General features: G+C 64.3%; 15 protein-coding genes. 5 read left to right on the top strand and 10 right to left on the bottom strand.

Annotated elements, in window-relative coordinates; translation table 11 throughout:
* Positions 1–35: 35 nt before the first annotated feature.
* The 6 genes from fdh3B to GOX53_RS06090 form a co-directional block, all read right to left on the bottom strand.
* Complete coding sequence (fdh3B, locus tag GOX53_RS06115; protein ID WP_171174431.1) at positions 36–629, bottom strand: formate dehydrogenase FDH3 subunit beta; 594 nt, start codon at positions 627–629, stop codon at positions 36–38.
* Between the two features lie 12 nt (positions 630–641).
* Entirely contained in the window at positions 642–3,536 is a 2,895-nt protein-coding gene (locus GOX53_RS06110) for a formate dehydrogenase subunit alpha (RefSeq protein ID WP_171174430.1), read from the bottom strand.
* A gap of 154 nt (positions 3,537–3,690) precedes the next feature.
* A complete protein-coding gene (locus GOX53_RS06105; protein WP_171174429.1) occupies positions 3,691–3,879 on the bottom strand; it encodes a ubiquinol-cytochrome c reductase iron-sulfur subunit N-terminal domain-containing protein in 189 nt (62 codons plus the stop codon).
* Positions 3,880–3,938: 59 nt separating this feature from the next.
* Positions 3,939–4,550: a molecular chaperone gene (locus GOX53_RS06100; protein ID WP_171174428.1), complete on the bottom strand. Its 612-nt coding sequence runs from the start codon at positions 4,548–4,550 to the stop codon at positions 3,939–3,941.
* A 3-nt stretch (positions 4,551–4,553) separates the two neighbouring features.
* Complete coding sequence (locus GOX53_RS06095; protein ID WP_171174427.1) at positions 4,554–5,120, bottom strand: DUF3306 domain-containing protein; 567 nt, start codon at positions 5,118–5,120, stop codon at positions 4,554–4,556.
* On the bottom strand, positions 5,117–5,671 hold the full coding sequence (locus GOX53_RS06090) for a DUF3305 domain-containing protein (RefSeq protein ID WP_171174426.1): 555 nt from the start codon (positions 5,669–5,671) through the stop codon (positions 5,117–5,119). The genes GOX53_RS06095 and GOX53_RS06090 overlap by 4 nt, the downstream gene beginning before the upstream one ends.
* Before the next feature lie 294 nt (positions 5,672–5,965).
* Between GOX53_RS06090 and GOX53_RS06085 the strand changes: the two genes are divergently transcribed.
* Entirely contained in the window at positions 5,966–7,918 is a 1,953-nt protein-coding gene (locus tag GOX53_RS06085; protein ID WP_171174425.1) for a 4Fe-4S binding protein, read from the top strand.
* A gap of 151 nt (positions 7,919–8,069) precedes the next feature.
* On the opposite strand, the gene GOX53_RS06080 is transcribed toward GOX53_RS06085, so the two are convergent.
* Complete coding sequence (locus GOX53_RS06080; protein WP_171174423.1) at positions 8,070–8,798, bottom strand: hypothetical protein; 729 nt, start codon at positions 8,796–8,798, stop codon at positions 8,070–8,072.
* Between the two features lie 64 nt (positions 8,799–8,862).
* On the opposite strand from GOX53_RS06080, the gene GOX53_RS06075 reads away from it, so the two are divergent.
* The 4 genes from GOX53_RS06075 to GOX53_RS06060 are packed head-to-tail and all read left to right on the top strand — an operon-like array spanning position 8,863 to position 11,298.
* Positions 8,863–9,060 carry a DUF6494 family protein gene (locus GOX53_RS06075; protein WP_171174842.1) on the top strand — a complete coding sequence of 66 codons (198 nt, stop codon included), beginning with the start codon at positions 8,863–8,865 and terminating at the stop codon, positions 9,058–9,060.
* A complete protein-coding gene (locus GOX53_RS06070) occupies positions 9,057–10,118 on the top strand; it encodes an Mrp/NBP35 family ATP-binding protein (RefSeq protein ID WP_171174421.1) in 1,062 nt (353 codons plus the stop codon). Before GOX53_RS06075 ends, GOX53_RS06070 begins: the two co-directional genes overlap by 4 nt.
* Positions 10,115–10,822 (top strand): biotin/lipoate--protein ligase family protein, encoded by a 708-nt coding sequence (locus GOX53_RS06065; protein WP_171174419.1) that lies wholly within the window; start codon positions 10,115–10,117, stop codon positions 10,820–10,822. Before GOX53_RS06070 ends, GOX53_RS06065 begins: the two co-directional genes overlap by 4 nt.
* Positions 10,819–11,298 carry a DUF6505 family protein gene (locus tag GOX53_RS06060; RefSeq protein WP_171174418.1) on the top strand — a complete coding sequence of 160 codons (480 nt, stop codon included), beginning with the start codon at positions 10,819–10,821 and terminating at the stop codon, positions 11,296–11,298. Before GOX53_RS06065 ends, GOX53_RS06060 begins: the two co-directional genes overlap by 4 nt.
* A 3-nt stretch (positions 11,299–11,301) precedes the next feature.
* Here GOX53_RS06060 and GOX53_RS06055 read toward each other — a convergent pair whose 3' ends face one another.
* From GOX53_RS06055 to GOX53_RS06045, 3 genes are all read right to left on the bottom strand, one after another.
* On the bottom strand, positions 11,302–11,802 hold the full coding sequence (locus GOX53_RS06055; protein ID WP_171174415.1) for a flavin reductase family protein: 501 nt from the start codon (positions 11,800–11,802) through the stop codon (positions 11,302–11,304).
* 155 nt (positions 11,803–11,957) lie between these two features.
* Positions 11,958–13,370, bottom strand: a complete 1,413-nt coding sequence (locus tag GOX53_RS06050; RefSeq protein ID WP_171174413.1) for an exonuclease domain-containing protein — start codon at positions 13,368–13,370, stop codon at positions 11,958–11,960.
* On the bottom strand, positions 13,370–13,891 hold the full coding sequence (locus GOX53_RS06045; RefSeq protein WP_171174411.1) for a hypothetical protein: 522 nt from the start codon (positions 13,889–13,891) through the stop codon (positions 13,370–13,372). The genes GOX53_RS06050 and GOX53_RS06045 overlap by 1 nt, the downstream gene beginning before the upstream one ends.
* Positions 13,892–13,916 lie beyond the last annotated feature (25 nt).

The raw sequence follows: 13,916 nt of genomic DNA, 5'->3' as shown, positions 1-13,916 counted from the left end.
CCCCGGATCACCTCCGGGGCCGTCCCATGCGCGGATCAGCCGCCCTTCTGGTCGTAGGCGGTGCCCCAACCCCAGGCGCCCGAGCCAAAGCCGCGCGCCACCACGCGTTCGCGGTAGATGGCCGAGACCACATCGCCGTCACCGGCCAGCAGCGCCTTGGTCGAGCACATCTCGGCACAGAGCGGCAGCTTGCCCTCGGCGATCCGGTTGCGCCCGTATTTGGCGAACTCGGCGGTCGAGTGGGTTTCCTCGGGTCCACCGGCGCAGAAGGTGCATTTGTCCATCTTGCCGCGCGAACCAAAGTTGCCCGCCTGCGGGTACTGCGGCGCGCCGAACGGGCACGCGTAGAAGCAATAGCCGCAGCCGATGCACAGGTCCTTCGAGTGCAGGACGACCCCTTCTTCGTTCTGATAGAAGCAGTCGACCGGGCACACGGCCATGCAGGGCGCGTCCGAACAATGCATGCAGGCCACCGAGATCGAGCGTTCGCCCGGCTTGCCGTCATTGATCGTCACCACCCTGCGGCGATTGATGCCCCAGGGGACCTCGTGCTCGTTCTTGCACGCGGTCACGCAGGCATTGCATTCGATGCAGCGTTCAGCGTCGCAGAGAAACTTCGCTCTAGCCATTTATCGTCCTCCTCACGCTGCCCAGATCTTGCAGAGAGTACACTTGCTCTCCTGCATCTGGGTCACTGAATCATAGCCATAGGTCTGGGCAGTGTTCGAGCTTTCGCCGAGCACATATGGATCGGCCCCGGCTGGATATTTGTGCCGCAGATCCTCACCCTGGAAATGGCCGCCGAAATGGAATGGCATGAAGGCCACCCCGGCACCGACCCTTTCGGTCAGCATCGCCATCACCTTGACCTTGCCGCCTTCGGGACCTTCGACCCAGACCTGCGCCCCGTCGCGAATGCCAAGGTTGTTGGCGTCGCGTGGGTTGATCTCGACGAACATGTCCTGCTGCAGCTCGGCCAGCCACGGGTTGGACCGGGTTTCCTCACCTCCGCCTTCATATTCGACCAGACGACCTGACGTGAGGATTATCGGATAATCCTTTGAAAAGTCGTTCTTCTGGATCGACGCATAAAGGGTGGGCAGGCGATAGGCATGCCGGTCCTCGTAGGTCGGATAGTCCTCGACCAGATCGCGGCGCGGCGTGTACAGCGGCTCGCGATGCAGCGGGATCGGATCCGGGAAGGTCCAGACAACCGCGCGGGCCTTGGCATTCCCGAAGGGCGCACAGCCATGCTTGATTGCGACCCGTTGGATGCCGCCGCTAAGGTCGGTCTTCCAGTTGGTTTCCGGTCCTGCAACGGCGTCGATCGCCGCGCGTTCCTCGGCGGTCAGATCACCGTCCCAGCCAAGGTCCATCAGCATCTGCATCGTGAATTCAGGATATCCGTCCTGAATTTCCGACCCGGCGCTATAGACCCCTTCGGCCAGCAGGTTGTCGCCATCGCGCTCCACGCCGAAACGGGCACGGAAGGTCAGGCCGCCTTCGGCCACCGGTTTGGACATATCATAGAGGTTGGGTGTCCCCGTATGACTCATCTCAGCCGTGCCCCAGCACGGCCAGGGCAGACCGTAATACTCGCCGTCATTGGGTCCACCAATGGCTTGCAGCGTGGTTCTGTCGAACGTGTGCTGGTTGGCCATATGGCTTTTCAGACGTTCCGGCGACTGACCGGTATAGCCGATGGTCCAGAGGCCCGAGTTGAACTCGCGCGTGATGCTTTCAACATTCGGGGTTTCCGCATCTTCCATCTCGATATTGCGGAAGAGCCGATCCGCCCAGCCGAACTTGTTGGCAAACTTGGCCATGATGACCTCGTCCGGCAGGCTTTCGAACAGCGGATCAACCACCTTGTCGCGCCATTGCAGCGAGCGGTTCGAGGCCGTGACCGAGCCACGGGTTTCGAACTGCGTACAGGCCGGCAACAGGTACACGCCGTCAGTACGGTCATGCAGAACGGCGGAAACGGTGGGGTACGGGTCGATCACGACCAGCATGTCCAGCTTCTCCATCGCCGTCTTCATCTCCGGACCCCGCGTTTGCGAGTTCGGAGCATGACCCCACAGCACCATGGCGCGGACATTGTTGTCCTGATCCATGTTGGCCGGGTCTTCCAGCACGCCGTCGATCCAGCGCGAGACCGGGATGCCGCGCTCGTTCATCAGCGGCTTGTCCTTGCCTTCCTTGTCCTTGATCGTGGCGAACTGACCTTTCAGCCAGTCGACATCTTCACCCCAGACACGGCTCCAATGCGCCCACGCGCCATTCGACAGACCGTAATAGCCGGGCAAGGTGTGGGACAGGACACCAAGGTCGGTCGCGCCCTGCACGTTGTCATGGCCCCGGAAGATGTTGGTGCCACCACCCGAGGTGCCCATGTTGCCAAGCGCAAGCTGGAGCACGCAATAAGCGCGGGTGTTGTTGTTGCCATTGGTGTGCTGGGTCCCGCCCATGCACCAGATCACCGTGCCGGGACGGTTATTGGCCATGGTGCGCGCCACGCGGCGCAGCTGGCTGCCCGGGGTGCCGGTCACCCGTTCCACCTCATCGGGGTTCCATTTGCGAACCTCGTCGCGGATCTGGTCCATGCCCCAGACACGGGTGCGGATGAATTCCTTGTCCTCCCAGCCGTTCTCGAAGATGTGCCAGAGGATGCCCCAGATCAAAGCGACGTCTGTGCCCGGGCGGAACCGGACATATTCATCCGCGTGCGCTGCGGTGCGGGTAAAGCGCGGATCGCAGACGATCAGCGGCGCGTTGTTCTGCTCTTTCGCGCGCAGAACATGCAGCAGTGAGACGGGATGCGCCTCGGCCGGGTTGCCGCCGATGATGAAGATGGCCTTAGAGTTGTGGATGTCGTTGTACGAATTGGTCATGGCGCCGTAGCCCCATGTATTCGCAACACCCGCAACAGTGGTTGAGTGGCAGATACGCGCCTGATGGTCCACGTTGTTCGTGCCCCAATAGGCGGCGAACTTGCGGAACAGATAGGCCTGTTCGTTATTGTGCTTCGCGGACCCCAGCCAATAGACGCTGTCCGGCCCGGATTCTTCGCGGATGCTCATCATGCCGTCGCCGATCTCGTTGATCGCCTCTTCCCAGCTGATGCGCTTCCACTCTCCGCCTTCCTTTTTCATCGGATATTTCAGGCGACGCTCGCCATGGGCGTGCTCGCGGACCGAGGCCCCCTTGGCGCAGTGTGCACCCAGATTGAACGGGCTGTCCCAGCCGGGTTCCTGCCCGACCCAGACTCCGTTCTGTACCTCGGCAACGACCGTGCAGCCGACCGAGCAGTGAGTGCATATGGATTTGATATTCTCAACGGCGGTGTTTGCCGCTGTCTGGGCGCTGGCTGGCGTCACGGTTCCACCCGTGGCGCTGATCGCGGCAAGGCCGCCGATCGTCAGGCCCGAGCCACGCAGGAATGCGCGGCGGTCAACGCGCGTGTCGCCGACCTTGGACAGGATCGAAGTCCGCTGGGGGCGTCTCGCAACCCCGTTGGTCTTTTTCCTAAGCATTTCTCTCCTCCCTTGCTGGCCACGTTTCACGCGGCTGGCTTGGTCCTCCCAAAACCGGCGTCAGGGCCAATCGCAACCGTCTGCCGGGTATGACCTCGTCCGGATCGTGGCCGGGCGCTGTCGGTGCGCTTGGATGCGCTATTTAGAGTCGCGCTCAGAAGCGGGCGCTGTCGATGTAGGCGCGCGTATGCGCCGTGTCCTGAATGCGGGTGTCATCCGTCGGCTGCTCGGCAGCTTCGGCCTTGCCGCTCAGGCTGGCGGCGGCAACGGCAGCGGGCGCTGCGGTTCCAGCCAGTTTCAGGAAGTCGCGGCGCGTTGCGCCATCTTCCTTGGTCTTGCTCATGGGAGTCCTCCTTTCCCATTTGCGATGTAGCGCCCGGGCGGGCGCTGGCGAGTGGCGGATCACGCCGCCGTCATCCGGAATGCCTCGCGCTCGATCTCTATGAAGACCCGGCCGGCGCTGCCGACCGAGGCATAGAGCACCGAGTTCTCGGCGGCTTCCAAATCGGTAAAGAAATGTCCGGCCCAGGGGCCGACATGTTTGTTCCAGAACGTCCTTTGGTCCTCAAGACCGGCCACGGAGCCAAACCGGCCCACGATCAGCCCGGCCATGATCTCCATCAGCGAGGCGACGTTGTCTTCGGGTTCATAGACGTTCGGCGCGCGGGTGATGCCGCGCGCGGCCATGTCCTGCCGCAGCTGCGCCAGCGGTTTTTCATTGAGAAAACCGGTCAGATAATAGCTGGCATAGGGCAGCAACTCACCACGCCCCAGCCCGATGAACAGCGCGTTGAATTCGCGTTCGGCAGCGGCGGGTTTGGTGACCCTTGCGACCCGTGCCATGGCACCGATGGCCTGACCCAGTTCCGTGTCATCCCCGCTCAGCCCCGCCATCTGGTCCAGCAGAAACTGATCCGGCGGACCTGCCAGCAGAAGACCAAGAAAGTTGTAGAAATCCGCGCGCAAGCGGTCCTCTTCGGGGATGGCAGCAGGGGCGGATGGGGCAGTCACCATGATCTATCCTTCGAACTCGAATCGCATCCGGCGCGGGGCGGGGGTGTCATCCGTTTCCGGTTCGGGCGCCGCTTCGGCAAGCTGTGGCTGGGCTGCGGGCTCCGGCTCGGCGGTGGGCGGTTCCTCTGCGACCACGTCGTCATCGGTTTCATCGTCCGGCTCCTCCGCCTCGGCGGCAAGCGCTTCGACATGGGCCAACATGCCCTTGCCGACCTGATAGGCGGTTTGCAGGTTCTCAAGGACGCACGCGGCGTCGGTGTAATCCTCGCCGTAGTCGACCAGCCCGTCCACATTGGCCAGAACCGGGTTCAGCCGCCACAACCGGCGCAGCGCGCGGCGGCGCAGGCGGTCGGGCACGGCGCGGGCCATGAAGCCCGTCACGTCATCGCCGGGTTGCAGACTGTCGGGATCCGGCAGGTTCAACTCGGCCAGAATCTCTGCGTCGCCCTTTTCCTCCAACGCCGCTTGTTCCTGCGCGATCACCTGAGCCTCGACAGCCGCCTGTTCGGCTTCGGCCTCAGCCTGCACCCCGGCCTTGCGGCGGGACCAGAAATCGCGCGGCTGGGTCACTGCAGAATCCTCCTCGGCGCGCGGTAGACGTCCGAGGCCTGACGGATGCGGGCATCGCCCTTGCCATCCTCGACCAGATCGACCCGCTTTCTGTCACGGCGGCGCTTCACAAAGCCATCATCGCGGTAGTGCTCAAGCGCAAAGTCGCGGACCCAGGCGATCAGGCCCTCGGTCATCGGGATCTTCTCGACGATCTCCTCGCCGGTGTCGGCATAGTCCTGCCCTTCAAAGGGCGAGGCGGTCACCAGCACCGCATCCAGCGGGCGCTTGTCCCCGGCCTCGTCGCGCAGGACCAGATAGATCGACGGCTGGGAATCGGCGAGGTTGGCCATATAGGCCTCGGCCTCGGCGGCCCAGAGGGTCAGGGGCAGGGTGGCTGCATGGTATTCGACCGCATCGCCCTCGCGCCGCAACTCGACCCAGTCGGCAGGCCCGGCGCCCGGCAACACCGCAACAGCGGTCCAGTTCCAGCGCGCCCAGCGGGTTACACCCGGCGTCTTCCGGACGACAACACCCAGCGGCATTTCGATGTGAATAGCGGCCCCGGCCACGCGTTCCTCCCCCGAAAGGCTCTCCGTGGCCTTCCGCTTGATGAACTATGGTACACAAAGGCGCCCTGTGCCAAGCCCGCGAAGGGGCAAAATTTCCGAGATCACCAAATTTTCAGGAGGTTTTTCGATAGTTCCGACAATATGCGCAGTGCGCATTCAGATGTACTATAATGCAGTTTTTGGGTGCGGACAGAGGAGCCGGTGAAAAATTGATCTGGGCACCCGCCACCCTTTACGCCACGTATGGTCTGCGCCTAGGCTGGCAGGCGGACTGCAAGGCGTCCGGGGGAGGACATGGTCAAAAAACTCATTCTATGTGATTGCGGCGGCTCGCAAAACATGGACCGCGCGGCGATCGAGGCCGGGTGTGACGTCAGTTGCTCCCGTGTCCACACCGCACTCTGCACGGCTGAATTGGGCACAGCAGCCGAGCTGTTGCAGCAAGAGGGCGAGGTGGTGATCGCCTGCGGGCAGGAACAGGTCACCTTCACGGAACTGGCCGCCGAGCTTGAAGTCGATACCCCCGGCTTTGTCGATCTGCGCGACCGCGCCGGATGGTCCGAACAGGGCGCCGATGCCACCCCGAAGATGGCCGCTCTGGCCGCTGAGGCACTGCTGCCGGCGCCGGTTACCCCGTCGGCGGATGTGGTCAGCGAAGGCGTCTGTTTCATCGCAGGGCCCGGTGAGGTGGCCTTTGATCTGGCGGCACAGCTTTCGGACAGCCTTGCGGTCACCGTGCTGGTCACGGACGATGCCCGGCCGCTGTCGCGCGCCTATGACGTGGTGCGGGGCCGGGTGCGGCAGGTCTCGGGCGCGCTGGGCGGGTTCGAACTGCGTCTGGACGCAGTGCAGCAGATCGAACCCGGCGGGCGCGGCGGTTTCGGCTGGACCGCGCCGCGTGACGGGGCGGTGTCGCAATGCGATATCATCATCGACCTGACCGGTGACATCCCGATGGTGCAGGCCCCGCACAAGCGCGAGGGCTATCTGCGCGCTGATCCGCGTGATCTGGTGGCGGTGGCGCGGCTGGCTTTCGAGGCGGCGCAACTGATCGGAACATTCGAAAAACCGCTCTATGTGCGGCTCGAGGAAAGCCTCTGCGCCCATTCCCGGGCCGAGCAGGTGGGCTGCTCCAACTGCCTCGATATCTGCCCCACCGGTGCCATCACGCCCGCCGGCGATCATGTCGCCATCGACCCGATGATCTGCGCCGGCTGCGGCGCCTGCGCGGCGCTCTGCCCCTCGACCGCAATCACCTATGAGGACCCGCCGGTCAGCTTCCTACTGGCCCGGATGCAACTGCTGGCCCGAACCTTCCGGCAGGCTGGGGGCCACGCGCCCCGACTGCTGGTGCATGACGCGCACGGGGCCGAGATGATCCGGCTGGCGGCCCGTTTCGGGCGCGGCCTGCCCGCCGATGTGATCCCGCTGGAACTGGGCGTGCTCTCGGGCTTCGGCCATGCCGAGATGCTGGCCGGTCTGGCCCATGGCTTTGCCCGCGTGGACATCCTGCTGGCCCCAACCACCGAGCGCGATGCGCTTATCCGCGAGCTGGCGCTGGCCGAGGCGCTGGCAGGGCCGAACCGGCTGGGCCTGATCGATGAGAGCGACCCCGATGCCCTCACAGACCTGCTCTATGCGCAGGAAAAACCTGCTCCGTTGCCCGACCCGGTGTTGCCATTAGGTAACCGCCGTCAGATCGCACGGCTGGCGGCACAGGCGCTGAACCCTGGCGGACCCTCGATAAAACTACCTGACAGCGCCCCCTATGGCACCATCGCGGTCGATACCGACGCGTGCACGCTCTGCCTGAGCTGCGTGTCGCTCTGCCCCTCGGGCGCCCTGATCGACAACCCCGACCTGCCGCAGCTCAACTTTCAGGAGGACGCCTGCCTGCAATGCGGTCTCTGCCACACCATCTGTCCCGAAAACGCTATCACGCTGGTCCCGCAGCTCGACCTCAGCGATGCCGCCCTATCACAGCGGGTGCTGAACGAGGAAGAACCCTTTGCCTGTATCGAATGCGGCGCTCTGTTTGGCGTGAAATCCACCGTCGAGCGGATCATGGAGAAACTGGCAGGCACACACCCGATGTTTGCCTCATCCGAACAGGCGCGGATGATCCAGATGTGCGACGACTGCCGGGTCAAGGCGCAGTTCCATACCCAGGACAATCCCTTTGCGGCCGCACCCAAACCACGGGTGACGACGACTGACGACTATTTCACCAAGCGCAAGGACCACTGACACCTGCCTCCCGCCCTGATGCCTAGCCCCAAGCACACTAGTAACTTCATAACCAAATCGGCCTGCATCTTCTTCTGTTTAAAAATATCCCGGGGGAGTCGCCAAAGGCGACGGGGGCAGCGCCCCCTGCAACGCTGCCGCTTAAGCCACCTCACTGAAACTGCAATGGTGCCCCCAGATCGGCTGCGCCGGTTATCGCAACAAAAGCAAGGATCGCCTCAAGATCGTCCAACGTGATCTCGACCGGCACGATGGGCGGCGGACGCTCTGGATCGAAGGGTGGGGTGACATCCTTGACCTGCGTGAACGCCCCATGCGGGCGCAGGACGTAGAACTGCTGGAACCGGTCCGACCAGTCCGGCAGCGTCCGAAGCACGGCGAAAGACGGGGTCGAGCCCAGCCCGTTCATCCGGTTCTGCGGTCCCACCACATGGCAACGCCCGCAATGGGTCAGCGCCAGATCCGCACCCAATGCCGCATTGCCCGTAAAGGCCGGGGCCTCGACAACCTCCACTGTGTCGAAACTGGCGGTGAAGGGCGGGCCATTCTCAGGCTGAAACCCTTCGATGGTGCGCTTGCCGATCTCGGACAACATCCAGTCCCGGAACCGCTGCTGCCGCTGCTCATCGCTAACCCGCAGGTAATAAGTGACCCCACCACCCCGAAACACCGGGTCGCCCGGGGTAGCCACGGTGATCTCCATCGGCCCGGTCTCATCCGCAACCACGCGAATTCCGGTCTTGAGAGAGAAGCGCGGAAGAATATGTTTCAAAAGGCCGGATCGTGCCACTTCGTCGGGTGCCATCAGTCCAAGCGCCTCCTGCGACCAAGAGGGGCTGGCAGAGAGCATCAGGCTCAGGCACAACAGGGCAAAGCGCATGGCCCAGCCTAACGGTGCCGGGGCGATTGCGTCAAACGCGGCGAATGATACGGAGACCCACGCGATGAGCGGCGATTACAACATGTCCATGCGCAAGTTCCTCAAGCAGGTTGGCGTGACCAGCCAGCAGGCCATCGAAGAGGGGCTGCGCAAGGCGGGCAATCCCACGGGCCAGAGCTATGAGGCTAAGGTGGTGCTGACCATCGACGGGCTCGAGGTCGAACACACCGTGACCGGCGTGATCAAGGATGGCGACGCATGAGTATCCGCGACGCGGTTCTCGCGAACCTGAAAAAGATCACCGACCCGGTTTCGGGCCAGGACATCGTCAGCGCCGGTCTGGTGCGGGCGCTGAATGTCGAGGATGGCACCGTGCGCTTCGTGCTGGAGATCGACCCGAAACAGGCCGAACGGATGGAGCCGGTGCGCGTCACCGCCGAACAGGCCGCGCAGATGGTGGAGGGGGTCGAGAAGGTCTCGGCCATGATGACGGCGCATTCGGAAAAGGCGCCGCCGGATCTGAAGCCGAAACCCAAACCCTCGCAGACCGGCCCGCAGGCGGTGCCGGGCGTGGACCGGATCGTGGCGATCGCCTCCGGCAAGGGCGGGGTGGGCAAATCCACCGTTGCCGCCAACCTCGCCTGCGCGCTGGCCGCCGAAGGCCGCCGGGTGGGGCTGCTCGATGCCGATGTCTATGGCCCGTCCCAGCCACGTATGCTGGGCGTCTCGGGCCGTCCTGCCAGCCCCGATGGCAAGACCATCCTGCCGCTACGCAATCATGGCGTCACCATGATGTCGATGGGCCTGATGGTGAACGAAGGCCAGGCCGTGGTTTGGCGCGGTCCGATGCTGATGGGCGCGCTGCAGCAGATGATGGGGCAGGTGCAATGGGGGGCGCTCGACATCCTCATCGTCGATCTGCCGCCGGGCACCGGAGATGTGCAACTGACGCTCAGCCAGAAATTCCAGGTGGACGGCGCCATCGTCGTCTCGACCCCGCAGGACGTGGCCCTGATCGACGCCCGCAAGGGGATCGACATGTTCCGCCAGCTCAAGACTCCGATCCATGGCATGATCGAGAACATGTCCACCCATATCTGCTCGAATTGCGGGCATGAAGAGCATGTGTTCGGCCATGGCGGTGTCGCGAATGAGGCACAGGCGCTGGATGTGCCACTCTTGGGCGAAATCCCGCTGCATCTCGACATCCGGGTGGCCGCCGATGGCGGAGCACCCATCGTGGTCAGCAAGCCCGACAGTGCGCAGGCCGACGCCTTCCGCCGCATCGCACGGGACATGATCGCCAAGGGCAACGCATGACGGAACCCACCTTTCCACCCCTGCTGCAGGGCCACCCCGGCCGGGGTGGAGAGGATCCGTTCGATCGTGCGCAGGCACTGGCCGCTCTCGGCTGCGACAGCGGCACGGTAGTCTACAACATTCAGACCGACCGGTTGCGTGTGGCCATCGTCTTTGCCCCCGAGGTGGCGTTGGAAGAGGCCATGGCGATGCTGCCGCTCTGCGCGATGGGCTTCCAGAACGCCCTCGGCGCGCTGGCCCCGCCCGAAGTGGCGGTGCATCTGGGCTGGGACGGCACGATCTGCGTCAATGGCGCCCGGTGCGGCCATTTCCGCGCCGCCGCTGCCAGTGCCGATCCGGCGGCTGTACCCGACTGGCTGGTTGTCGGCTGGGAACTGGCCCTGATGCAGACCGGACCGGCGCCGGGCGAAACGCCAGACGTAACCGCGCTCTATGACGAGGGTTGCGCCGAGGTCACCCCAGTGCGGCTTGTCGAAAGCTGGTCGCGCCACATGCTGGCCTGGCTGAACCGGTGGGAGGAGGACGGCAACGCGCCCCTGCATTCCGAATGGATGGGCCTGCTGCGCGGCGTCGGCGAGCCGGTCCGACAGGGTGGATATGACGGCACCTTTCTGGGCACCGACGAGCGGTTCGGCATGCTGATCCGCGACGGCTCGGAGACACATCTTGTGCCCATGAGCACACTCTTGGAGGGGAATACATGAAACTCGCCCGCGCTATCCATTTCGATGAAAGCGATCTGAACGTGTTTCACTCTCCGGCCCGCACCGGTGAATGGTGCGTCTCGGGCGGGTTCGAGTTTTCCAACTGGGGCGAGGGCGATCTGGAGGGCAAGGCCCGGCAGGCCTTTGCCAATGGCTGGCTGGGTCTCGAGACCTTTGGGCGGGTGACCTTTGTCGCGGTGACACGGGCAGAAGCCGCAGAGGTGGAGCGGTTGGAGTGCAGCCTCGCCGAACATTTCGTTGCACTCTACGGCGCGCCCTCGGTCGAGGCGGCGCTAGGCGTGGCCAAAGACGAGATCGCGCAGATGGCGGGCCTCTGCGATGAACACGCCCCCAACACGTTGCTCACGGTGGCCCGGACCCTGACCGGGGCCGGCGTGCATGAGGCCTATCGCGTGATCACGCCGCAGGATGCCGAGCTTGAGGCGCTGGCGGTGCACGGAACTTTGGATGAATAGTCGTTAGAGCAGATCCGTGAATGCGCCGTACTGGCCACGCTTGAACATCAGCCCTTTGCCGGTCCGGTGCATGGCGCGTAGAACCTCTCCGACGATGATCAGGTGATCCCCGGCCTGATGCCGCGCGTGCAGGCGGCAGTCGAACCGCGCGAGGCAGCCGCTCAGGATCGGGGTGCCGCTGGCGTCAGCCTGCCAGTCCGCATGCGAGAAATCCCAGCCGTTGCGGGCAAAGCGCAGCGTCTGATCCTGCTGTCCTTCGGCCATCACGTGGATGGCATATTGCCCGGCCTTGGAGAACGCGTCATACCGGTTCGACTCCTCGCCCAGGCACCACAAAACCAGCGGGGGATCCAGCGAAACCGAGGTGAAGGAATTCACAGTGATGGCCACGGGAACGCCTTCGGCCATGGTGGTCACGACTGCAACGCCCGTGCCGTAGCACCCCAACGCCTCGCGAAATGCGAGGGTCTGTCCGGGGCCGGGGATGAAACTGTTCTCGGTCATGCGCGCGCCTGATACTTTGATCGCGCCTCACGTGCCATGCCGTGCGCGGTTTGTCCATGGGGGAGCAAAGCCGCTTGCAAGCGGCTTTCACGCGGTTTGAAACCGCGTCAAGGCGTTTGCAAACGCCTTCCACCGCCCAGTGACGATGCTGGCGCCTAGTTCAGGTCCTCCAGCAGACGGCCGTGTTTGCGGGTCTCGGCGATCACATCGCCGAATGTCTCCATGCCGCGCGCGGCCAGCATCGGCAGCATCCGCACCAGCACCTCGGCCGTGGCCTGCGCATCGCCCAGGGCGGTATGGCGCACCGCGTCGGGGATGGTCACCCCCAGCCGCTCGCAAAGCGCGTCCAGAGTATGGGTCTCGCTGGCGCCGAACAGCACTGCCGACAGCAGCACAGTATCCAGTATGGGGTGATCCCAGCTCACCCCCATCCGCCCGGCATGGCGATACAAAAACGCCATGTCGAAGGGCGCGTTGTGGGCCACGATCACCGCGTCCGAGGCGAAGGCATGAAACAGCCGCCCCGCCTCGGCAACATCCGGTGCGCCCTGCACCATGGCATCGCTCACCCGGTGCACTTTGGTCGAGGCGGGCGGGATCGGGATGCCCGGATCGACCAGCATGTCGAGCGCCTCACCCTCAATGATCCGCCCCTTGAGCACCCGCACCGCGCCGATCTGCACAATCTCGTCCTTGTGCGGCAGCAGCCCGGTGGTTTCGGTGTCGAACACCACGAAACACAAGTCGGACAGACGCCGATGCTCGAACGCCACGTCTCCGGGTGTCTCCAGCAGGTCGAAATCATAGACCAGCGGGCGCGCGGCATCCGGTGAGATCTGCACTGACGCGTCATCGAACACCAGCAGATAACCCGGTGCGTCGCCCAGGGGTTTCATGCGCGTACCATAGCTCTGCGCCCCATCCGCGCCGGTGAGCTGGCAGGACACCTCCATCCCGCTGCGGGCCAGCTTGCCATAAGCAGCTTCCACACCCGCCCGATCCAGATAGTCGAACAGCGACGCATTGAGCCGGGGCGGCGCGACCTGGGCCAATACCTCCGCCGCCTGACCGTCATAGAGCACGATCTGATGGCTTGGATTCACCAACACCATGGCCACGGGAATCTCGGTCAGCAGGGCGGTCAGCCGCACCTTTTCATCGGCCAGCCGGGCGGTCTCCTGCGCGACGGCCTCGGCGGTAGTCAGCGCCGTGTCACCCAACTGACCCGCCAGCCCCGCGGCTGCCGGAGCCAGATCGCCCAGATAGCGGGTGGCGTGTAGGTCCACCTCGCTGCTGCCACCGGCATGAGCATGCACCCGCAGCTGCGCGGCCAGCCGTTCGATGGGTTTGGCCACGTTCTCGTCGAACAGAAGCCAGACGCCCACCACCAAGGCCAGATAACCGAAGCCGATCAGGATGCCAGCAAAAACAAACCCGTCGAACGCCCCCGCCATCCCGGTGCGGCCATAGCCCAGAACCAATGCCGCGGCCGCGATGCCCAACCCGCCCGCCGCCAGCAGGGCAAAGAACAGAAAGACGCGCAGGCGCAGGCTGAGGCCCGACAGCATCACGACACCCCGCACACCGCGCGCACAACCGGGTCATCCGGTCCAGCCGCAACCCAGTCGGCATTCTCCACCGCGCCATCGGCGCCGAATTCCGCCCCGTCAGCCAGATTGGCGCGCCGTCCCGCGGCACAATCCACCGCCACCGGCAACTTCGCCAGCGGCGCCCAGCGGCCAAAGAAATAGAGATCGGCCAGCCGCTGGTCCGGTACGTTCTCATTGGTCTGGACCGAGGCCGTGTCCACGGCGGCAAACCGGTCCACAAAGGGCGCCGCATAGGTCCAAGGGCGATAGAGGGCACGACTTTCCACCTCCTGCACCACTTCCAGCCCCTCGGGCAAGGCCGAGCGGGTGCGCTCGTACCAGGAATACTCGCTGCCAATCGTCACCGCGATCATCGCCAGACCGGCGGCCACCGGCGCCAGCCAGCGCGGCAGCCGCCCGCCGGTGAACTTGTTTACCAGCATGACCACGCCCGCTACGGCAAAACCTGCAAAGATCGTACCGATCAGTTCCAGAAACATGGCTCTCCTCCAGACGCCCGAAACT

Source organism: Ruegeria sp. HKCCD8929 (assembly GCF_013031405.1).
Lineage (GTDB): Bacteria > Pseudomonadota > Alphaproteobacteria > Rhodobacterales > Rhodobacteraceae > Ruegeria.
The sequence above is the reverse complement of the archived record's forward strand: the minus strand, read 5'-3'. Positions and strand labels throughout refer to the sequence as shown.